Genomic DNA, 22,339 nt, shown 5'->3' with positions numbered 1-22,339 from the left:
ATCGTTGGTCTTTTTTTCATTACGCTGTTTTTTTCAAGCCTCGTTTGCCCCACCAATAGAAGGCAAAAAAGAAGACTTCAATCAAGACGAAAAAGAGAATAAAGCAATGCATGAAAAACGTTTCTGGCAGCACGTTGATGATCGGATCGGTGGCTGGATTAAAGAGCCAATCGTCGTTACTGAAGAAAATCTCATGGAACGTAACGAAAAAGCGGTCAAAGCCGACAGCCATCAAAAACCCGAAAATCAGCGGCAAAATCATTCCCCATTGAAAGGGACGAATCAAGCGCCATTGCTGTTGTTTTCGCCGTAACCGATTGACGAACCAGATACTGGGCAGCAAAGTGACGATCATGACGGCATAATTTAATAGAAACAACTGCTTCACATCGTAAAAATGCCCAGCGCCAGCTTCAGACATTGGAAAATCTGGCAAGGCGAGCGTACTTGCAAAGGGATTGTTTAGAAAATCTAACAATAAGCCATAGTTCTTCAACAACTCTTCTCTTGATAGCGAGGTATAATCCAGCAGATTCAAGTGTTCGACATCAAACCAATATAACGGTCGAAAATTGATCGTTAGGGTGATCGCTAGACTGACCAAAAACAAAAACAAGCAGACAAATCCTAAGCGTTCAAGCCACACTTGTTTTTTCATTGTTCAAAATCCCACTCATCTAAAGAATCCACCACATAGGTTGGTGCTACTGGTAATGTCGGAACTGCCGCTTTCGGGGTAAAGCCAGATAATACGAGCAAAGAATCGATCCCGTTTTGAATCCCCGAGCGAATATCCGTTTCATAATTGTCCCCCACCATCAAGACCTCTTCTTTTGATAAGCCGATGTGTGCCACCGCTTTTTCCATAATGATGGCTTCTGGTTTGCCAATAAAAATCGGTTGCGTTTGGGTGGCAGTCTCCACCATTGCAATCAGTGAACCCGCACCTGGCAACAAGCCTCTTTCCGTCGGGATATTTTTGTCTGGATTGGTCCCGATAAAGGTAGCGCCTTTTTGGATCGCTAACGTTGCTAAAACAAATTTTTCATACGTCACGTGGTTGTCTAAGCCAACCACGACATAATCTGGGTTGGTTTCCTCCCACTCAAACCCAGCAGCTAAGATCAAATCGATCAACCCCGCTTCGCCGATCACAAATACTTTGCGGCCTTTGCCATGGTCTTTCATAAAATCGATCGTCGCCAAGCTTGCGGTATAGATCGTTTCTGGTGCCACACGGATCGAAAATTCATCCGCTAATCGCTGCGCCACGACTTCAGGACTGCGGGTCGTATTATTGGTCACAAATAAATAGGGCAGTCCTTTTTCTTGTAAGGACTCTACGAAGCGTTTCCCAGCAGGGATCGGCGCTTTTCCTAAATAAATCGTGCCGTCTAAATCAATCAAATAGCCTTTATATTTCATCTTATTCTTCCCTTTGTCGAATCGTAAACTCTTTTTTGCCTTTTTTCACCGTGGTTGTTTCGGTTTTTTTGACGTTCTTTTCTTTTGGTTTACGATTTTTGATCGTTGGTTTGCTTTTTTTCTGCGGTACGGTGTCACGCTTTCCTTCTATATGGGCGTTTTGTTGTGCGTTTTGATTTTGATTGTTTTGGGTTGGCTTTTTCTTGCGTCGGCGGGAGGTACTTTTTTCTTTCTTGCCGCCAACTCGTTGGATCACGAAATAGGCACAACCGAAGTTGCAATACTCATACAAATAGTCTTCCAGCATGTCGATACGCTGATCGGGTAATGCTTTGCGGTTATCCTTTTCAAAAAAGCCTTTCAAACGCAGCTGCTCATAACCCCAATCGCCTACGATATAATCATAACGTGCCAACACTTCACTATAACGCTCGCCAAGCTTTTCTGGATTGAAGCCTTCACGATAATCCATGACCAGTTTGTATTGTCGATTGCCAATCATTAATTCCTCATCATTTAACAAAGTCACCAACTCGCCTTTTTGCGGTTGTTTCGCTGGTTCTTCAATAATTTCTTCTAGTACAGATGTCATTTCATCTGTGATCGTTTGTTTTTCGGTCATTTTTTCACCACCTGCTGTTTATTATACCTTGTTTTATTCCCCAATGATAGTCGCGGTTTTCTCTCAAAAACCAGCTGGAGAAGTGACGAACTACTGAATGGGGTATTTCTGACTCAGGTAATCTCCGACCACTGTGCGAATAAAGTCTGGAAAAAGAAACTCAACGGTTCCAGCAATCTCGATCGTCGGGAAAAACGGAATAAACAAGTAGTGATCCACAAGGGTCAACGTGTAGCTTTGAGCAGGATCGACGGGCTCTTGCTTCCACAATACTTGGTGGTTTTTTTCATCAAAGCGAATGCCTTCATAAACCAGTTCACCAAAAATCTTCCCTCGAAAACCCATTCCCATAATTGGGAAATTGCGCAAAAAGTTGCGATTTTTTTCCATCTCTAAGATCAATCGAATGACATCCGCGCCTTGCAGCGTCACCCGAATCAAATGCATCGGATGGGGCAAAATCGTGTGCAGCTGATCTTGATCAACCCGTCCTTGCGGCAAATCATCTAAGAATAGCCCCGTATTTAAGATGGCGGCATCTGTCTGTCCTTTGGCACATAATGCCAAAAGCGCCTCCCGAACCAAGGAATGTTCACTTTGCCAATCCCTCGTAAACGCTGCTGGAATTTCTGCCACCTGATTTGCCCGCAGCAAGCGATGGCCGATCGACAGATATTCGGCGATCTCTTCCTCATCTTGCGGAAAAGCCACCAACGAATCCGTCGGAATCACACGGGCGCGATGCTTGATCGGGCGGTGGTGATCATCTAAGACCACTTCGACTTCGCCAATGTTAAAACCAAACTTGCCAGCTGCGCCAATTTGAACGTCATTGATGACTTCGCCCTTTTCAAACAAATGGTGCGTGTGGGAACCTAATATAACATCTAGTTCTGGAAAGTCCCTCGCAATCTGGCGGTCAGCATTGATGCCTAGATGGCTCATCAAGACCAGCAAATCGACCTCGGGACGCAAATGCTGCACCAATGAAGGCAAAATCTCCAAGGGTTCGCGAATATCCCAGCCGTTTGGGGCATATGTTAGCGGAAATGGTGCCGTAAAAGCGATCAAACCGATTTTGGCTCCTTGATTGCTTTCCATGATTTTGTATTCTTGTGCCCACTTCGGCGGACGTAAATCCTGTTTATCAAATAAATTGCCTAAAATGACAGGAAATTCTGCTTGGTCATATAAATGCTGCAAGACCTCTTTGGGATTGCCGACCCCTTCATTGTTCCCAATCGTCACCGCATCGTAATGTCCTTGATTCATCAAATCGACATTCGCCTTGCCGTCAGTTGCTTCTGTCAAAGGATGCCAGCGATCGACAAAGTCGCCTAAGTCGACCGCGATCACTGTCTCTTCGGTCGTATCCGCTTCTCGTTTTCTTTGATCCAAATAACGCCGCATCTTCGGCCAATGTTCTAGGTGGGAATGCAGATCGTTCGTATGGATAATCGTAATTTTTTCCATTGTGCGCCTCTTTTCAAATACGTCGCCTGAAATCACTACCCATTTCTCTTGGCATCAAGGGTTGCCAGTAGAAAGACGACGGAAGTCTCTACAAAATAAGCATAGCATAAAATCTCTGGGAAACCATTGGAATGCTTGGAAAAGAATGGAATAAATAGACAGTCATTTGTCAAAAAGTACCGCCATGTTTTGCTCAATTGTTGGAATGATTTTTTTCCAAGCAAATACGATCCAAAATATATAGCACTAACATACGATCATACAATTATTGAGTAATTCTCGTTTATCGTATATACTGTATATACGATATAAGGAGGAGATGTAAAGTGAGTATTCAAGAACGAAAAATTAGAAAGAGCGGAAATTCAGTTGTTTTAACATTATCGAAAGAATTATTAGAAAAAATAGGAATTCAAGAAAATGATTACGTATTTGTTGATGAAGACAAATTAGCTGCTGCAATCACGAAAAAGTCATTACCTTCTGAGCAGGAACTCGAAATCAATCGTTTAATCGATCAATCTTTTTCTCAATATGAAGAGATGTATAAGGAGCTCGCAAATCATTGACAATCTACTTATCAGAAAAACAAATCATAAAAATGAATGTCGTGCTTATCAAAAGTCAAACACCAAATGAAGAGATCGGCTTGCGTGATCCATCTGGATTAGCCATGGCTGTAAAACAACCGCAACAAATCGTTTTTTCAAAAGAATTATATCCCTCAATGGAGGAAAAAGCTGCAATCCTTCTAATCAACTTAATCAAAAAACATCCCTTTCATAATGCCAATAAACGAACGGCTTTCATGGCAACGGATGTTTTTTTCAAGCTTAACCACTATGAAACTTTTTTCGAACAAAATCAAACGATTGCATTTCTGGTGCACATTGCGAAATATGACGAAAATAAATTTGATACTTTAAAACGATCAACCTCTGACTACCTTCGAAAATACACAAGAAAGTCGTAAAAAAGTAACTAGCTAATCAGCAATTCTTCACCTACAATCAAACAATCGTGATTCACTTTTTACTAGATTGGCTAATAATTGATCATGAAAATTTATCAAAGAGAAGACTCAACTAAAGACTTTCAGACAATAAAAAACCCTAAGACAGTCTGTCTCAGGTTTGAATGATCATCGATTCAATTAGCACTACTGCTTTCTTCAAAACAAGCAGTTTTTCAATCAGACACATGGAGAATCCTGCTTAGTGCTGCTTCCTTCCGGATCTGACACGCTTCACAAGACCTCCATTGTCCTAGCCTTTCGGCAAAACTTAGTATAACGTATTTCGTTAGAGATTGCCAGCCTTTTTTTGTTTTTTCTTTTCTCGTAATGCTCGGAAAAAATCTGTTAGCAGCTGGCCGCATGCTTCTTCTAAAATGCCGCCTTCCACATAGGACCAATGGTTGAAGCGCTCATCTTCCAATAAATTCATCAATGTACCAGCAGTGCCGCCTTTGGGATCGTAGGCACCAAAATACACTTCTTCCACCCGTGCCAATAACATCGCCCCACTACACATCGGGCATGGTTCCAAGGTCACAAACAGCTGCGCTTGTTCTAAGCGCCAACTTCCGACAGTGCGACAGGCTTCTTCGATCGCAAACATCTCCGCATGCGCTGCGGCTTGCTGCTGCGTTTCTCGTAGATTGTGCCCACGACCAATGATCTTGCCATCCAAGACGACGACAGCACCGATCGGTACTTCTGCCAACCCTTCTGCTTTTCGGGCTTCTTTGATTGCTTCTTCCATAAAGAAGGCTTTTTCCTCGGCAGTCAAGGTACTTGTTTTTTCCACGACTTCACTTTCACTCCTCTACCTCGCACCATTTCGTGCATTTCCTTGTTAGTATAACGAAAAACGCTTAGAAAGACGAGAAAAACTCGCAAAGACCGATGTCCCTGCGAGTTTCAAATGGAATGATTGGCTTAAAAGACGGAATCAACAAAGCTCGTCAACTTGTCTTTGACATGTTCTGTCGAATCTTTGATATTGTCTCCGTAAACAGAGATTTTGTTGCGGCCCTCATTGACTTTTTTCATCACACCTAACAACGAATCCAATTCATTGTCAGACAAGCCGTCTACGACATCCAGCAATTTTTCATTGCCGTTGAATTTGTCATCGACAAATTTCTTTACTTTGTGTCGGTTGCAAGCGAAGCGTACTTTATTGAATACTTTGTCTGATACAACGACGGCAGTAGTGATCCCAGCGATCGCTGCAATGCTTAATCCAATCGTTACTTTTGATGATGTTTTCATATCGATCAGCTCCCTTATTTTGCTACTTCCATCATAGCACGAGGACTGAAATAAAAACACTATTTCGTTTAAATCGCTTTGAATCTTAATCCTTTAGGAAAGAAGTTTTTTACGGTTCCTTGGACTTGTTTTCCAAAACCGACTGGGATCTCATCGACTGTCAAAATCACCCATCCAGCATTTCCTGGCACGCTCAAGGTTTCACCTGCCACATACTGCTGCCATTGCGGCAAAGTGATCGGCACTGTCGGTGCCCCTTCTTCTGCATGGATCGCCAATGCCAACGCATAACTTGGCTCGATCCGATTCTTCTTAACGACGCCGACGTGCAAACCTGGGCGCATAAACTTGATCCCTTTTAAAGAAGGCATTTCTTCAGGAACGAGCCAGAGATTTTCTCCTAGCAGCTGTGGCGTCGCATTCAGTGCCTGTAAAAACGGAAACTCCTTGCGAAAGGCTTGCCACAACTTTTGAGTCGCTGCATCTAATGGGCTCTTGGCTATCGCTCCTTTGCCTTTTTTCTTCTTTTTCACTGGCGCTGCTTCTGCTTGGGAGGTCAATTTCGCAGCGAAATGACCTTCTCCTTGGTTTAAATGCGGCCATAAGCGGATGGTTTTCTCAATCCCAGGTGCAGCTCCCCACTCCCTGCGCCCATGAGATACATTGTCCAAGTCGATCGCTTCGATCGTGAAGGGATACTCCTCCATTAACCAAGCCATCATCGCTTCGTTTTCTTCTGGGGCAAAGGTGCAGGTGGAATAGATCAGCTGGCCCCCCGGTTTTAGCATCGCAACGGCTTGTGCCAAAATGTCTTTTTGCCGGATCGCACACTGCTCAGGTGTTTCTGCTTGCCATTCTTCTAAGGCGACGGGATCTTTACGAAACATTCCTTCACCAGAACATGGGGCGTCCACCACGATCTTGTCAAAAAACTGAGGAAAATGGCGGCTCAATTCTTGCGGTGCCTGATTGGTGACGACTACATTCGGAAAGCCCCAACGCTCCACATTTTCTGATAGGATTTTGGCACGCTTGGGGAAAATCTCATTTGCTACAAGCAGCCCTTTTCCTTGTAATTGGCTTGCCAGCTGCGTTGTTTTGCCCCCTGGTGCCGCACATAAATCTAAGACCCGCTCCCCTGGTTGAGCGGCTGCGATCGTTGCTACAATCATCGCACTAGGTTCTTGGCTGTAGACATAGCCAGCTTTATGGAGCAGCGAACGGCCTTTGACTTCGCCAATATAAGCAGCTTCTGCATAGGGGGCGGGTACAGCGGCTGGTCCATATTTTGCCAGCATCGCTTGTGCGTGCGGCTTAGCAACATTCAAACGAAAGCCTTTGACTGGCTGATTATCGGTTAAAGCGGTAAAAAAAGCTGGCGCTTCTTCTCCTAGCAACCGTTGGTATTTTTCAATAAATGGTGTTGGTAATTGCATACTTACCCCTCCTCGGCTTTTTTATTCTAGCGACTGAGAAGCAATTATGCAAGAATTCCTTGATCAAATGGCAAAAAAACTGCAGCTGAGTGAAGTGGGCGACTAATCGCTTCGACTTCTCTTTGCTGCAGACCTTTTTTATTTAAAAATCGCTTTTTTGACACTGCTTTCGATGAATGGCTGAGAGACACGGTTGTCCCAGAATTTGATCAGTGGGCCCACTAAAAAGGCACTGATGAAGGTTCCGATGCCAATAGGTCCGCCTGTGAAGAGCCCAATCAAGGCAAAGGCAACGTCTTGAATCACCCGCACCACTCGATAGTTGGCTTTCGTCTGATCGACGATGGTTGGGGCGATCGCGTCATAGGGGGCGCTGCCCAAATTCGCTGACATATAAAACGACGCACCGAAGGTAAAGAAGATAATCCCGATCAACAAGAACAAGCCTTGCTGCCACCAGTTATTTGGACCGACGGATAACCAATCAAAGACGTTGGTATAAAAGTCGATGAAAAATCCTGTCAGCACCATATTGATGACCGTCCCGATGCCGATATGGCGACGGCCAAAGATAAAAATCAATACTAGGACAGCGATATTGATCATCAATTGATAGACCCCAAGAGATAACCCTAGCAGCTCGCCGACACCGATATTGGCTGCAGTGTATGGGTCTAGTCCCACTCCGCCGACCCGCAGCAATGCCGCCCCGAATCCTAAAATGGCGACACCAATCAACGCATAAAGCGAGCGTAATCCTGTTTCTTTTTTCATTAAAATTTCCCCTTTTTTCTCATCTGTTCTTTCAAGTATAACGAGAAAAAAGGAAAATGGGAATTTCAACGCTTCACAGGGCTCTTTGTAGGGATACAATCTGGCTTCGTCCATCTCCTTTGCTTCCATTTTGCTTCCATTGAAACGCCCGCAACAACCATTGCGATTGTGTATCTTGATTTTCGGTTCCTACAGATACGCGTGCCTCGTCCATTACTCAGCCTTCACTGGAACCATCACTTCAAATATCTGCAATTCTTTTTGGGCGGTAAAGACTTCATCTTGCCATAACAATTCCCAAACATCGCCATCGATCTTCAACTGATTCTCTTTTAGAAAGGCTTGGATGCGATGGGTAAAAGCAGCAATTTGCTCCTCTCCCTCACTGACAAACCCAGACACATACGTTCCAGTAGGACGCGTGATGATCAGCTTTTCAGGATAGAGATGCAGCCGATCTTGTGGAATCAAGATCAGTGCCCGATAAGGCGATGCGTGAAAGGTCTGATCCTCTAATGTCGTTCCAGCACTTAAAAAGCCGATGGGGTAGCCACTGAAGGCATCTTTATAATCCACTAGCGGATAAAAACGAGCGTACACTTGATAAGCAGATTCTGGATCATCGCCAGCAATCTCTTCAGAAACGATAAACGCCTCTGCTTCGTGGTGCGCTATCGTAAAGGTCTCAAAATCGGCTTTCTGTACTTTTTCATAGCGCTGGATGTAGCGATCGAAGGTTCGTTCCAATTCTTGTAGCGCAGCGATTTTGGCACGAACTTCTCCTCGCCGTTCCACAAGTTCCTTTTGCGTGTATTCAGGGTTGCGGTTTTTCAAAAATTGTCGAATGTCTTGCAAGGGCATGTCTAAAGAACGCAAGAGCAAAATCACGTCTAACTCAAGGCATTGTTCAAAGCCGTAGTAGCGATAGCCGTTTTCACCAATCGAATGCGGTTTGAATAAATCGATCTGATCGTAATAAATCAATGTGCGCCGACTCACGCCAGCATAAGCGGACATCTCACTGATGGTCAATTGTTTTTTCAAAAAAATTTCACTCCTTGCTTGACTGTAACGTAACGTTACAGTTTATTCTACCATAGAACGACATTTTTGGAGGGAAATCATGAAACAATTACAGTTATTTTATAAAGAAGAACGACGCTTCTTTTTCAGTTTATTTCTTTTGATGCTGGTCCAATCCTTCGGCACACTCTTGTTGCCGTATTTTTTGGCAAAAATCATTGATGAAGGGATCTTGAAAGTCGATACGACAGCCATTTGGCACAATGGCTGGTGGATGTTTACCATTGCCATCGGCACCGTGATCGTCTCTGTAGGCGGTAGTTATTTATCTGCCCACCTTTCAGGAAAATTCGGGCATTTTTTGCGGATGCGCCTTTTCAAAAAAACACAAGAACTCTCTGTATCCGCCGTTGATGGCTATGGTACGCCCACTTTGCTGGCACGTACCACCAGCGACATCAACAACATCCAACAAATTTTGATGATGGCGCTGCAAATGATTTTACCAGCCCCAATGATCGTCGCTGCTTCAATTTTTCTAACCGGCACCGTCTCTTTACGGATGATTTGGGTCCCAATCGTAGCGATCCTATGTTTTTCAATGATCGCTTATGGAGTGATTCGCAAAGCGATCCCATTATCACAAATCACGCAAAAACTAGTCGATAAAATGATGCGGATCTTACGAGAAACCTTTACTGGCGCTCGGGTGATTCGAGCATTCGACAAAGCTGCTTACGAAAAAGAACGGACAGATCAAACACTGACGGAATATGCGAAAACCATGATCCAAGTCAATCGCCTCTTTGCTGTCTTGAATCCGACCGTCAATTTAGTAATGGGACTCTCGATTTCGACTATCCTTGTCTACGGCGGCTATCAAAGTCTGCAGGGCCACCTTGCTATTGGTAGTATTACTGCCATCATCGAATACACGATCCTGAGTCTCTGGTTTTTGACTATGGCAGCGATGGTGATCGTGATGGTGCCTAAAGGCTTGACTTCCTTGCAACGGATCACAGAAGTTTTGGAAGAACCAATTGATTTGATCGACGGTGACCAAACCTTAAACAAGACTGCCGTGTCAGAAACGATCGCAGCTTTCAATCACGTGCAGTTTACGTATGAAGGCGCCGAAGAACCTGTCTTAGAAGATATCAGCTTTGAGATCCACCGAGGCAAAACGACAGCGATCGTTGGCGGAACTGGCTCTGGAAAAAGCACCATCGCCAAAGCGCTGTTGCGTTTCAAAGATGTGACTGCTGGTTCGATCACGCTTTTTGGCCGCAACATCAAAGAGATCTCACAAGCCGAATTACGGGACCAAATTAGTTATGTCCCGCAAAAAGCGCTCTTGCTTAGCGGCACGATTCAAGAAACCTTGCGTTTCGGCAATCGTCCAGCAACCCATGAGGCGATGGCAAAAGCCGCTGAAGTTGCTCAAGCCAAGTCATTTATTGAAGGCTTGCCTGAAGGTTATGAAAGCCCGGTTGCTCAAAAAGGCAGCAATTTCTCTGGCGGTCAAAAGCAACGACTGAGTATTGCCCGAGCGCTGACAAAGCCAGCAGAAATCTACTTCTTTGACGACAGTTTTTCTGCTTTGGATTATCAAACAGACGCCAATTTGCGGCGTGCATTGAAAGAATACACGAAAGATGCCGCCGTCATTATCGTGGCTCAGCGGGTATCGACCGTCAAAAATGCCGATCAAATCATTGTCTTGGATAACGGCAAGATGGTCGGTAAAGGAACCCACGAAGAATTATTACGCAATTGCCAAACTTATCAAGAGTTTGCCTCATCTCAAGGAATGGGAGGAATGAAGGATGAGTAAACAACCAATGGATACACCAAAAAACATGAAACATACAAGCCGACGCTTGCTGCGTTTGCTGATGGAACAAAAAGCCCGCTTTCTACTGATTATCGCTTCCGCCTTGTTCTTTTCCTTACTAATGTCCATCGCCCCTTTGATCTTGGGGCGTGGACTGGATAATCTGATTGCCTTGTTTCAACAAGAAGGCTGGCAGATCAATGATTTTTGGCAAAGTATTTTAGGTCCAGTCGTCCTTTTAGCGGGAACGTGGCTTTTGATCAGTCTCTTTTCCTTGCTGCAAGAGTATACGATGGCCAGTGTCAGTGAAACCCTGACCTTGACTTTACGCAAACAAATCAGTGACAAATTCAATCGCCTGCCTATCAGTTTTTACGACAAACATCATACTGGCGATATTTTAAGCCGAGTGATTCTCGATTTAGATAAAGTATCTGAAGTCTTGCAAGTCGGTTTGATGCAGCTGATCACCGCAACCATCAGCATTACCTTCGGCTTGATCGCCATGCTTTATCTCAGCCCATTACTGACGATCGGTGTGGTCCTGATTTTGCTTTTGAGTGCTTTTGTGACCACCGTTCTCGCACGAAAAAACTTGAGCTACTTTACCAAAAACCAAGAAACATTAGGTGCTGTCAGCAGTCGTGCGGAAGAGTTTTATACCGCAAATCCGCTGATCAAATCCTACAACCAACAAGTTGCCGTTGAAGCGGAAATGGCGGAATTGAGCGAAGCCCAATTTAAAGCCTTTCGGAAAGCACAGTTCGTCAGTGCAGCTATCAATCCATTCGTGCGCTTTATCAATCAAATCGGCTTTATCTTAAGCGCCGTCGTTGGTGGTCTGATGGTGTTGCAAGGGCAATTATCCATTGGTCTCGTACAAGCCTATCTGCAATACATCAACCAAGTGTCTGAACCGATCACGCAAGCCTCTTATATTATGAACACCTTGCAAAGTGCCTTAGCATCTCTCGAACGAATTTTTGAGATCCTTGATTATCCTGAAGAAGAAACTGCGACCCAACAACTGCCAGTTCCACAAACTATCAAAGGAAAAATCGATTTTCAACACGTCTCCTTTGGCTACAGCAAGGAAAAACTCTTGATGGAAAACGTCGAATTTTCCGTCAAACCAAAACAAACGGTCGCGATCGTTGGACCAACAGGTGCTGGAAAAACCACCATGATCAATCTTTTGATGCGCTTTTATCCATTGAATGGTGGGAAGATCTTGCTGGACGATCAAGACATGATGTCCTTTTCGGCACCAGCAGTACGAAAAAAATTCGGTATGGTGCTGCAAGATACGTGGCTATTCCAAGGAACCATCGCTGAAAATATCGCTTATGGCAATCCCGATGCCACTCGAGAAGACATCTTGGCTGCCGCCAAAGCCGCCCAATGCGACCACTTCGTGCGGACCCTGCCCAACGGTTACGATACCGTCATTGGTTCCGAAAGCGAACTGTCACAAGGACAACAACAATTATTGACGATCGCTCGGGCGATTTTAGCAGACCCAACGATTCTGATCCTTGATGAAGCCACCTCCAGTGTCGACACGCGGACGGAACAAATGATCCAAACAGCGATGGATCGTTTGACCCAAGGACGAACCAGCTTTATCATCGCCCATCGTCTTTCTACCATCAAAAACGCTGACTTGATCTTAGTGATGAAAGACGGCTCTGTCGTCGAAAAAGGCTCCCATATAGAATTATTGGCACAAGATTCCCTTTACGCCCAACTATATAACAGCCAGTTTGCAACAGCTTGATGAAAAAGCCGAACCACCAACCAATGACTTTATAAACTGTCGAGGTTGTGGTTCGGCTTTTTTCTTTTTCCGTTAAAATCTGTGAGCACCAAAGCTAACTACTATTACCTTCAATTGTTTCTCTTTTACTCAACTTTTTTTAGTGCTGCTTGGATAAGTGGTACTTTTCCTGGTTCTTTTTTTATGATTGCCATTAATTTTCCTGAAAAAAGTTTTTTCTCTTGGCAATTATACCCGTCTAGATCTGCGGGATCGCCATTAGCAAGTCCGAGGATTGTGCCATTTTTTACCAAAACCGCTACAAGTTCGTCTGCAGTTGGCACCTCGATCCCTTCTGAATCGATTCCTTGGATCTCAAATAGAGAGTAGTCCGCTCCACAGAATCGTTCTTTAACTGTGACAGAATCAGTCGGACCACTTGTTTTTCGAGTTGCTTCAATTGTTTGTTCCTCTTTGACACCAATGGCTTTTAAACAACCTGGTTCATAAGGAATATGCCAAGATAGGCCATCTTTATCATTTTTTTTCTTTCCAAAACTCTTCCCGTTCAGAAACAACTCAACAGTATGACAATTAGAAAAAATCCTCACCTCCGTAACCCCTTGGTCAATTGTTAACCCTTCTTTGTTCCAGTGAGGAAACACATGAACCATTGGTGTTTCAGTCCACCTTGATTGATAATAATAAAAAGAATCCTTTTCAAATCCGACCGTATCTGTAATTCCAAATTGAGAACTGATTCCAGGCCAGTGAAACGGTGCTGGCTCACCGTAGTAATCCATAAATGTCCACAAGAAGACACCTCCCATATAGGCATGTTCTTCTAAGTAACGCAGTACTTCTTTCGGTTTAGCCGTACCACCGGTTCCGGGCTCTTCAGGCTTTCGTTTCCCAGGTAAGACCATAGAATAAAGAGAACCAAAGTTTGAAGTATGACATTTTTCGCTGTTATCTTGATAGACCCCTCTTGTCGAAAAGTAAGAAGCACTTTCCGTACTAAGATATGAAAATAGCGGATACTTTTCCTTTACAGCAACTAAACCTGTCCCATTTACAGCAGACTCAGGATAATTGACCCCGTTCACATCAAAAATACGCATATAAGAAGCATCCACCTGACCAGCAGGATTAAGTAATTCCGCTGAAACAATAAGACTTTGCGAAGTATGGGTTCGGATCACAGCTGCTAATTTTTGTGCCATTCGGTAAGCAAGCGGCGTATGACCAATCACCTCTTCATTACAAAGGGACCAAAAACAAAGAGAAGGATGATTACGTGTTTGCTTCACCATTTTTGCCAGCTCATTTGTCCGCCACTCACTAGATTCCAAGATGCGGTTCTCGTTCATAACGATGATACCTAACTCATCACATAATTCAAGGAGGTCTTTAGAAGCAAAGTGATGTGCACTGCGATAGGCGTTTACCCCCATTTCTTTCATTTTCAACAGCTTATACCGTAAAATATCTTTTGGTAATGCGACACCTAGACCACCAAAATCTTGATGCTCACAGACCCCTCTTAATTCTTTACGTTCCCCATTAAGCAGAAAACCTTTCGTAGTATATGCGACTGTCCTAATACCAAAAAAAAGCTGATAGTCATCGATTTGGTTCTCGCCATCAAATAGTTGAAAAGTAGCTTGGTATAGATGTGGATTCTCGAGAGACCATAGCTGAGGCGCGCAGATTTTTTGACAATAACTCCATTCTGTTGTCGCCAAAGGATCCACGTTACACTCATGGATATTTTGTTGATCAGCCACCTGACTTTTGATCGTTATCTTTTGTTTTTTCTCAAAATGATGGTTAGCAAGACCAACGGTGATTTTAAGGAGCGCTTCCTGCTGGTTTATTTCAGTTGTTTCGATAAACGATGCTTCTGCCACGATCTGAAGCTTTGGCTTTATTTCTAAATATACATCCTTATATATACCTGCTCCCTCATACCACCAGCCTTCCGCGCCTTTCGTCGTATCCACTTTGATCAACACCACATTCACTCCCTCTGAGCTAATGCGTATCAGTTCAGAGACATCAAAAGAAAAATCAGAGTATCCACTGTAATGATCACCTAGAAATACACCATTAAACCAGACAGATGCCATACGCATGACGCCCATAAAGTGGAGAGTCACTTGCTTTTCGTTCACTTCATCTGGAGTTAACGCAAAAGTCTTACGGTAATAGGCAATGCCGTCTGGCTTTGATCCACTCATCAGTAAATCGGGATCATTAACATACGGAAGTTCATTTTTCCAATCATGAGGGAGATCAACAGATACCCAATCTTCGTCAAGTTCACTTTCCAAAGCAGTGTTCGCCAACATTCTCAAGCCTTTTTCACGATCACCTTGAGCAATCAGCCGTAGAAAATGTTCTCCACCAGCACCTATCAAAACAGTATCCCCCGCTTCATTTTCAAGCGGAGCTGCCAAGCCACCGATAGCTGCGGCTTTTCTGACTGTTTTCATTGGCTCTTCTATCTCACCTAAGTGAAATTGCCAGCCATCATTCAGTAATCGATTTTGTCTCATTTTTTCTCCTCCTTCTTATAAAAGTTATTTTGCTCTAGCTAAAAAGTCCCCACAAAATGGATCGATCGGGCTCTTACCTTTAAACGGTTCTTTCCCTAGCAATTTCTGGATTACAGCCTCCACTGTTTCTGGATTTCCTGTATACGCATTGATAAAAGTTGAAACATAAGGGATGTCAAATAAGTGATAGGGATTGGCAGTAGAAACAAAAATGGTAGGGAGATCCTTTTCATACCAGGGAGCATTTGCGGCCATCAAATGATTCCAATCCAAACGAACTGTTGTCTGATTGCTGGCGGTCTCAACATTAGCAACATACAATGCCAAATCAAATTTATTTCTAAGATCCTCAACCCCTGCCTCGAAAACCTCTTGGAAATCCAATTGTTGATTATCGAAAAGGTTGACTTCAAATCCAGCAGCTTCTAATCCAGCTTTAAAAAGCGGACCCACTCGTCCTCCCTCTTTAAATCCACCGTCGTCAGAATCACCCAAAATAACGAGACGGATTCGAGGGTATCGTTGTGGGGTGAGTGGTAAGTGTTTTTCTCTGTCTTTGACCAATGTAATCGACTCATCAGCAATTTTTTTCGTTACCCACTGATATTCAGTACGATCGATGACACTTTTAGGAGTACTATTGACTGTCTCTTCCCTTACTTCAGTAAATAAACCATGGTACATCTTGACTGCTAAAATTCGTGCGACTGCTTCATCCAAACGTTCCATACGAATGCTTCCCTCTTTTACAGCAGATGCGATCACTTCATAATCTTCATCAATATTTTTATTAAAAAGCAACATATCGATTCCTGCATTGATTGAAGCAACGAGTCGCTCTCTATGAGGCATGATCGTCGTGTAACCGACCATTGGTGTTGCATCAGTGATAGCCAACCCATTGAAGCCCAGTGTATCTCTTAGTAACCCGTTAACTAGAAGTTTCGAGCAAGAAGCAGGCATCAATTCGGTTTCTCTGATAGTTGGTGAAAGTTTTCGCTCCCATGCAGGCTGATAAATGTGTCCCACCATGATACAGCTGACGTTTTTTTCAATAAACTGGCGATAAATAGTCCCATACGATTCCATCCACTCATTCGCGGAGAGTGAATTGATCGAACTCAGTAAATGTTGATCCCTTTCATCAACACCGTCCCCAGGAAAATGCTTGATCACTGGAATGATGTTACTCTCAGAAAAACCGTCTATCTGCGCTTGAGCCATGCGAATAATTCGTTTTTGATCACTTCCAAATGTGCGAGTATTCGTGATTGGGTTCTTGAAGTTATAATCAATATCGACAATCGGTGAAAAAGCCATATTAATACCAATTCGAGCCGCTTCCAGCCCAGCAATTTTTCCTAAGTAATAGGCATTTTCGGTGCAATCTGTAGCGGCGATCTGCATAGGATTACCGACCCATGTCCCTTCCGTAAGAATACCATTCCCACCTGACTCTAAATTTGCTGAAAGAAATAACGGTATTGTGCTAGCATCTTGGACTGCTCTTAGCTGATCCTTCAATTTTTCAGCATTGTCGGGGCGATACATCATTCCTCCCGGTTGGTATTTCTTAATAAAAGCCGTCAATTCCTTTACAGAACCTGATTGTCCAATCACGAAAAAAAGCTGACCAATTTTTTCCATAACTGACATGTTTTCTACGATCTTCTGAATTTGTTTTTTCCTTGTCTCTGTAAATTTGAAAAGTGTTTCTCTTGTCTCTCTCACTGAGTTGTCCTCCAATCGATAGTTTCACAGACGACGAGCGCAAGAATCACTTCACTCTTGCGCTCGTTTGTTGTTATTATGGTTAACTGTAAATCCTGTGCGAGTTTCTTATCCAGCTTGTTCTTGTGCTAAACGTTCTTCTTGAACTGCTTGATTATCTAAGGTTTTAAAGAACGGGTAATAGATAGCCATAGAAATAGCAACTGCAAATAGTTGATAGATACCAAAAGAGAGACTCCCTTGAACGATGCCGTGGATCAGCGGAGGTAACGAGCTCGCCCCTAGGATGCCAATCGGTGCGGTAATGATTCCCATAGAAATCAATGCGTACCCAAGAGAAGTGATCACTAATGGCGTCAATAAGAACGGAATCAAAAGCATCACATTCAACATTACCGGCATTCCAAAGACAACTGGTTCATTTACACCAAAAAGACCGCTTGGAAATACGATTTTTGAAAATGATTTGTAGCGCTTACTCTTGGAAAATAAAAACATGTCAGTCACTAAACCAATCGTTGCACCGCTCCCCCCTAAACATGCCAAATCGTATAACCCAAAATTAATGGCATGAGGGACTGCTTCTCCCGCCGCCACAGCAGCACTATTGTCTGCAAGATAACCCAAGAAAATCGGCATGAGAATCGGCAATACGGTCATTGAACCATGAATCCCGAAAAACCATAAGAGATTCGAGATCAAAATAAGAATCAAAAAGGCAGTTAAGGAACCCGTCAATCGCTGCAATGGTTCTTGAAGCAATGTATAAACAAAATCTGTCGCTGAATTATAACTAGTTACGCTAAAACCAAATTTAACAATTCCAAAAAGTGACGCAATCACAACTGCTGGAATTAAAGAAGTAAATGACTTGGTCACCATTTCTGGCACCCCATCGGGCATTTTGATCGTAATATTTTTTTCCACAAACAATTTCATCAGTTGAATCGTGATCAGTGAAACGAAAATTGCCACGAAGACCCCGCGCGCGCCTAAATAATTGGTACTTAAAAATGAAGCTCTTGCTTCGGGATTTTCAGTGAGTGGCGTTAATAACAGGAAACATACCAATGAGATGAACCCCGTCCCCAAGGCTTGTTCTTTGATCCCGAATATTCCTGCTCCACAGTAGGCAATACTAAATGCCATATACAAACCTAATAAATCAATTGTGTAAGCTGGAATATAATTCATTACTGTCCCAATGTTGGTCACTGATAGAAAGTTTTGATACGGTTCCCAGCTTAAACTAGAAATAACTGTAAAGATGGCACCTAACATAATAACGCCTAGTAATGACATCGAACCTGTACTCACACTTTTTAAATAGCGATTCGAAGAAATTTTATTCGCAACGGGAATAAATCTTTTTTCCATAAAGTGGATAAATGCATTCATTTTTCTTACCCCTTTTTAGTGTTTTTTATTTTATTTTGGTACCAATAGTAACTGTCTTTAGGAATTCGTCGACATTCTTTTGGATCTTCATCTGTGCGATCAACAAAAATCAAACCATATCGCTTTTTAAACCCTTGGTGTGAACTAACCAGATCAAGTAGTGACCAAGGACTATAACCCAATAAAGGATATCCTTCCTCCATAAAACGCTCACATTGCTTAATATGCTGTTCTAAGTAATCAATACGATAGACATCGTGAATTTGCCCATCTTCAATACGATCAGAATACGCTAAACCGTTTTCAGTCACCATCATTGGTAAATGGTATTTTTCATAAATCGACCGCATACCTATATATAATCCTTCAGGGTCAATACCAAATTCCATCCATTTCGTCTTCGTTAAATAAGGATTGTTCCCTAAGGTAAATCGCTCATTTCGATAAAATGGTGGTAGTTTGCTTGTATCTTCTCCCGGTTCAACGGCACGTATACAGGTACTACAGTAATAGTTTATCCCTATAAGATCTGGTTTATTCTTCTTCAAAATTTCTTGATCAGCTGGTTCCGTTTCTGGATACCAACCTTTCTCATTCAAATAATTGCAGTAGCTTTTCGGGTACTCGCCGAATACTGACATGTCGAGAAAACAATTTTGTAAAAAGTCTTCGGCGTTCTTAGCTGCTAAGATGTTCCTTGGCGAAGGTGTTTCAGGATAAACAACTTGCATAGAGCACACCGGTCCAATTTTCCCATCTCTTACGATTTTTCGAAAAACTTGAATTGTCTTTTTCTCAGCTAGCGACATATTGTAACTCATTTGATACATCTGCTTCATTTTTTCATCTGCATCCGTTTCGTGATTGCCATTTAAATCAGAAGCTGCTGTGACGATCAATTGCTCGTTGATCGTTCCCCACAACTTGACTCGATCACCGAAATGCTGAAAGCAAACTTTTGCATAAGCAACAAAGTAATCAATACATTTTCTTGATTTCCATCCGCCAAATTTGGTTACCAATGCTTGCGGCATTTCAAAATGATAGAGGGTAGGAAAAGGTGTGATTCCTTTTTCAAGACACCCATCAATCAAACGATTATAAAAATCGATGCCTTCTTGATTCGGCTGATCACCATCACCCATGACACGTGTCCAATTGAACGAAAAACGATAGAGATCGATCCCTAAGTCTGCCATTAATTCAATGTCTTCGCTTAGATGATGATAGTGATCGGACGCGATCTTCGAATCTGCAATTCCCTCCGGTACGTGACGCACATCTGTTGTTGCAATCCCTTTTCCACCTTCACCAAAGCCTCCTTCTACTTGAAATGCTGAGGTTGATGCCCCCCAATAAAAATCTTTTTTAACCATTGTTCCTTCCACCTTTCCCTTATAAGAAAACGATACCATTCAGAATTAATTCTAACGACAACAAAACAAGACCTCTGGTTTCAAATCCAAAGGTCTTGTTTCAAAATATGAAACTATTGAGGCAAATAGAACTTTTTCATATACATATAAATCAGTAACTCCATCGTGTATAGAATAGCAATCCGTCCTTCGGTGTTTTCGTTGATCTCTCCACAGAGGATAATTTGGTCTGCACTTCGCTCAATGATTGGAGAATGCTTAAACGTAAAGACGATAATTTTGATTCCCTTTTTCTTCAATGCTGCAATCACTTTTTCACTAAAGTAAAAGAAACCACCCTCCATCGAAAAAATCAAAACCAAGCTATCTGGCGAGCTTTCTTCCACAATTTTTAATTGCTCTTCCACTGTAAAACCAATCCGAATAATTTTATCCATGCTTGCTAATTTGCTTTGCAAATGCTGTCCCATAAAAGCAGCAAATTCTAAGCCAAACACAGCAACGTTTTCTGTTTCATAGATCGCAGAGACCACTGTTTCAAGTTCTGAAATCGAGAGATGTTCTTTGGCGTACCTCAAATTGATCAAAAGATTTGAGGTGAATTCGTCCAGAAATTTCTCCCTTTGTTCCACGGGCTGGATCACTTTTTTGGAATAATCGCTGACGATATCGATCTCTTTTTCAACCGCTTGTTTGAATTCCGTATAAGATGAAAAAGCCAAAATTCGAATGAATCGCGAAATCGCTGCAGTCGACACAAAGCATTCTTCTGCGAGTTCATAAATGGTCATCTTAGGGATTTTCGAAAAACTTCTTAGAATCGCCTGTGCAATAAAGTAATTATTGTCTTGTTTTTTCTGATTATTTAAATAGCGCAACAAAAGACTTCTGACTGAGGTTCCTTTATTTTCCATTCGTGCTACCTCCTAAATACGCTTTCACCTAAATATACAATGAAAGCTAGGGAAAGCAAAGTTGAATTGGTGAAATTCTCCTTATACTCTGCGCCCATTTCGATAATTTAAATCTAAAAACCTTTCCCTTGCCTTGCCCGTATCCATATTCCATAATCAGACGTGAGCGATGATCCATCAAACAGACCGTATGGGAGTGTTACGAATGAAAAATTTTCAGATGACGTTTATTACTTCTACGACCACCAATCGTTGGTTGAAACTATTGAATCTTTTGGAACGGCATAAGACCCTTTCGAATCGTGAGTTGTCAAAAGCTGTCCAGAGTTCGCGGCGCACGATCATTTATGATATGGAGGGGCTACGGAACTACTTTGGAAGTACGCTAATGATCGAATCCACGTCGAATGGCTATTCTCTTCATGAATTACTACCGAAAGAATATCTGGAACGAAAACGAGCGCTCCTTCAGAATGAACCGTTATTCGTTATTCTTGAGCATCTGTTTAAGGGAGAATATCGGACAGTTTCCGAATGGGCAGACTATTTTTATCTTTCTGAGAGTTCCCTTTTACGCTATTTGACACTTTTTGAAAAAGCCCTGAAGCCCTTTCAGTTATCTGTTGATCATAAGAATTTCCGTCTGATCGGATCAGAAGCGGATATTCGCAAATTTTTCCATGCCTTTTATTATGAGTCGGATGCTACGCCTCATACGGTACGTCCAACCATCGCTGTGCAAAATATCGTCTTAGATTTTTTTCGCAATATACGCGGCAAAACCAATAATACAGCTTCATTTTGGTATATCAGTTATTGGTTGTATATTATCCTTGAGCGTCATCAAGCGGGAGAAACTGTCGTTGTCTCCGAACAATTAAAAAAGATCGTCTTGGCAGATGAACTCTTCCAAGAAATCCAGCCCCTCAATCAATCTTTGCTTCTCTTCACTAGGAAACATTTGTTCCTCTAAGTTACTTCTTGTTGATGCAATTGTTTGCTGTGTTACACCTTCTTGTAGTTGCTCAAAAGTATCCCCTACAAAAAGATCATAGACACTTTGCCCGAATTGGCGATCATCTTCATAATAGCGATCTTCCATCAAGACGCCGGTAGCTGCCGCATGGATCGGATTACCTGATGGATTAAGATCTCTGATCGTATAAGTATCACCACGTCTCGGTCTCAATTGGTCATTTAAATTTACTTGCCAAATCATATGGGAGCCTGTCGCAGCATTTTTAAATGTCTGAGCCGACTGTCCATTGCTAAATGTAACCCTCGCGCCATAATTTATGAAATGCTTACTGATATCATGATTGAATACAGGTAACCCATTCGCATCTTCCTCTATCCATACATTAAAAATATAAGCACTACTTCCAGTTGTATTGAGTGTTTCTCTTTTGTTAAGACCCTTCAAAGAATAGATGGGGCTTCCTTGAGTATTCATCTGTAGTACTTGTTCAGATAATGCGTTTGTGTCCGTCATATCCCTAGCTTCTGACTTTTGGGTATCATCTGGTGCTAAATGTTGTTCTTGTGGATCGACTGGTTCATTTTCAGCTTGTTTTGCTGCCTCTGGCTGCTTCTCTTCTAACCCATCCACTAGTTTTTCTATGTTATAATTTTCTTCCAAATCCTCGTGCTCTTGTGCCATCGCTACCACTAGTAATGATGATAAAGTCATTTGGCAAACGAGTAATAAACCTGTTGCTTTCAATTTAAAATTGTTTTTCATTTT

General features: G+C 42.6%; 20 protein-coding genes and 1 other RNA gene. 5 read left to right on the top strand and 16 right to left on the bottom strand.

Annotated elements, in window-relative coordinates; genetic code table 11:
• Positions 1-19: 19 nt before the first annotated feature.
• From IGI73_RS02845 to IGI73_RS02830, 4 genes are all read right to left on the bottom strand, one after another.
• Positions 20-658: a TIGR01906 family membrane protein gene (locus IGI73_RS02845; RefSeq protein ID WP_438759062.1), complete on the bottom strand. Its 639-nt coding sequence runs from the start codon at positions 656-658 to the stop codon at positions 20-22.
• Positions 655-1,425: a TIGR01457 family HAD-type hydrolase gene (locus tag IGI73_RS02840; RefSeq protein ID WP_438759061.1), complete on the bottom strand. Its 771-nt coding sequence runs from the start codon at positions 1,423-1,425 to the stop codon at positions 655-657. The genes IGI73_RS02845 and IGI73_RS02840 overlap by 4 nt, the downstream gene beginning before the upstream one ends.
• A gap of 1 nt (position 1,426) precedes the next feature.
• Positions 1,427-2,047, bottom strand: a complete 621-nt coding sequence (locus tag IGI73_RS02835; protein WP_438759060.1) for a YutD family protein — start codon at positions 2,045-2,047, stop codon at positions 1,427-1,429.
• 90 nt (positions 2,048-2,137) lie between these two features.
• Complete coding sequence (locus tag IGI73_RS02830; protein WP_438759059.1) at positions 2,138-3,520, bottom strand: bifunctional metallophosphatase/5'-nucleotidase; 1,383 nt, start codon at positions 3,518-3,520, stop codon at positions 2,138-2,140.
• A gap of 326 nt (positions 3,521-3,846) precedes the next feature.
• On the opposite strand from IGI73_RS02830, the gene IGI73_RS02825 reads away from it, so the two are divergent.
• Positions 3,847-4,089 carry an addiction module antitoxin gene (locus IGI73_RS02825; RefSeq protein WP_005227642.1) on the top strand — a complete coding sequence of 81 codons (243 nt, stop codon included), beginning with the start codon at positions 3,847-3,849 and terminating at the stop codon, positions 4,087-4,089.
• The gene (locus tag IGI73_RS02820; RefSeq protein ID WP_005227640.1) at positions 4,086-4,493 is read left to right on the top strand and encodes a type II toxin-antitoxin system death-on-curing family toxin; all 408 of its coding nucleotides are present in this window, start codon (positions 4,086-4,088) and stop codon (positions 4,491-4,493) included. The genes IGI73_RS02825 and IGI73_RS02820 overlap by 4 nt, the downstream gene beginning before the upstream one ends.
• Before the next feature lie 212 nt (positions 4,494-4,705).
• Here the strand turns inward: IGI73_RS02820 and ffs are convergent.
• The 6 genes from ffs to IGI73_RS02790 all read right to left on the bottom strand — a co-directional run bounded on the left by ffs (position 4,706) and on the right by IGI73_RS02790 (position 9,022).
• Positions 4,706-4,792, bottom strand: an RNA gene (gene ffs, locus IGI73_RS02815) — signal recognition particle sRNA small type.
• A 29-nt stretch (positions 4,793-4,821) separates the two neighbouring features.
• Positions 4,822-5,328: a tRNA adenosine(34) deaminase TadA gene (gene tadA / locus IGI73_RS02810; RefSeq protein ID WP_015509027.1), complete on the bottom strand. Its 507-nt coding sequence runs from the start codon at positions 5,326-5,328 to the stop codon at positions 4,822-4,824.
• A gap of 131 nt (positions 5,329-5,459) precedes the next feature.
• The gene (locus IGI73_RS02805) at positions 5,460-5,795 is read right to left on the bottom strand and encodes a hypothetical protein (RefSeq protein WP_005227636.1); all 336 of its coding nucleotides are present in this window, start codon (positions 5,793-5,795) and stop codon (positions 5,460-5,462) included.
• Between the two features lie 68 nt (positions 5,796-5,863).
• Entirely contained in the window at positions 5,864-7,231 is a 1,368-nt protein-coding gene (locus IGI73_RS02800; RefSeq protein ID WP_438759058.1) for an RsmB/NOP family class I SAM-dependent RNA methyltransferase, read from the bottom strand.
• Between the two features lie 138 nt (positions 7,232-7,369).
• Positions 7,370-8,119 carry a YczE/YyaS/YitT family protein gene (locus IGI73_RS02795; RefSeq protein WP_080650839.1) on the bottom strand — a complete coding sequence of 250 codons (750 nt, stop codon included), beginning with the start codon at positions 8,117-8,119 and terminating at the stop codon, positions 7,370-7,372.
• A gap of 99 nt (positions 8,120-8,218) precedes the next feature.
• Positions 8,219-9,022 carry a MerR family transcriptional regulator gene (locus IGI73_RS02790; RefSeq protein WP_438759285.1) on the bottom strand — a complete coding sequence of 268 codons (804 nt, stop codon included), beginning with the start codon at positions 9,020-9,022 and terminating at the stop codon, positions 8,219-8,221.
• A gap of 106 nt (positions 9,023-9,128) precedes the next feature.
• Between IGI73_RS02790 and IGI73_RS02785 the strand changes: the two genes are divergently transcribed.
• Positions 9,129-10,862, top strand: a complete 1,734-nt coding sequence (locus tag IGI73_RS02785) for an ABC transporter ATP-binding protein (RefSeq protein ID WP_438759057.1) — start codon at positions 9,129-9,131, stop codon at positions 10,860-10,862.
• Positions 10,855-12,639, top strand: coding sequence for an ABC transporter ATP-binding protein (locus tag IGI73_RS02780; protein WP_438759056.1), 1,785 nt, complete (start codon positions 10,855-10,857; stop codon positions 12,637-12,639). Before IGI73_RS02785 ends, IGI73_RS02780 begins: the two co-directional genes overlap by 8 nt.
• A 125-nt stretch (positions 12,640-12,764) precedes the next feature.
• Here the strand turns inward: IGI73_RS02780 and IGI73_RS02775 are convergent, their stop codons facing one another.
• The 5 genes from IGI73_RS02775 to IGI73_RS02755 form a co-directional block, all read right to left on the bottom strand.
• Complete coding sequence (locus IGI73_RS02775) at positions 12,765-15,176, bottom strand: glycoside hydrolase family 2 TIM barrel-domain containing protein (RefSeq protein ID WP_438759055.1); 2,412 nt, start codon at positions 15,174-15,176, stop codon at positions 12,765-12,767.
• A 24-nt stretch (positions 15,177-15,200) separates the two neighbouring features.
• Complete coding sequence (locus IGI73_RS02770) at positions 15,201-16,907, bottom strand: glycoside hydrolase family 3 protein (RefSeq protein ID WP_074934545.1); 1,707 nt, start codon at positions 16,905-16,907, stop codon at positions 15,201-15,203.
• A 108-nt stretch (positions 16,908-17,015) separates the two neighbouring features.
• A complete protein-coding gene (locus IGI73_RS02765) occupies positions 17,016-18,305 on the bottom strand; it encodes a PTS sugar transporter subunit IIC (RefSeq protein ID WP_438759054.1) in 1,290 nt (429 codons plus the stop codon).
• Between the two features lie 5 nt (positions 18,306-18,310).
• Positions 18,311-19,681: a glycoside hydrolase family 1 protein gene (locus IGI73_RS02760; RefSeq protein WP_008378052.1), complete on the bottom strand. Its 1,371-nt coding sequence runs from the start codon at positions 19,679-19,681 to the stop codon at positions 18,311-18,313.
• Positions 19,682-19,794: 113 nt separating this feature from the next.
• A complete protein-coding gene (locus IGI73_RS02755) occupies positions 19,795-20,595 on the bottom strand; it encodes a MurR/RpiR family transcriptional regulator (protein ID WP_010748825.1) in 801 nt (266 codons plus the stop codon).
• A 205-nt stretch (positions 20,596-20,800) separates the two neighbouring features.
• On the opposite strand from IGI73_RS02755, the gene IGI73_RS02750 reads away from it, so the two are divergent.
• Positions 20,801-21,568, top strand: coding sequence for a helix-turn-helix domain-containing protein (locus tag IGI73_RS02750; protein ID WP_010748824.1), 768 nt, complete (start codon positions 20,801-20,803; stop codon positions 21,566-21,568).
• On the opposite strand, the gene IGI73_RS02745 is transcribed toward IGI73_RS02750, so the two are convergent.
• Positions 21,473-22,336, bottom strand: a complete 864-nt coding sequence (locus IGI73_RS02745) for a hypothetical protein (RefSeq protein WP_228077445.1) — start codon at positions 22,334-22,336, stop codon at positions 21,473-21,475. The genes IGI73_RS02750 and IGI73_RS02745 overlap by 96 nt on opposite strands.
• Positions 22,337-22,339: the final 3 nt, after the last annotated feature.

It is taken from the genome of Enterococcus sp. DIV0755f (assembly GCF_051713725.1).
Taxonomy (GTDB): domain Bacteria; phylum Bacillota; class Bacilli; order Lactobacillales; family Enterococcaceae; genus Enterococcus_D; species Enterococcus_D casseliflavus.
Note: the sequence above shows the minus strand (reverse complement) of the source record. Positions and strands in the feature narration are given on the sequence as shown.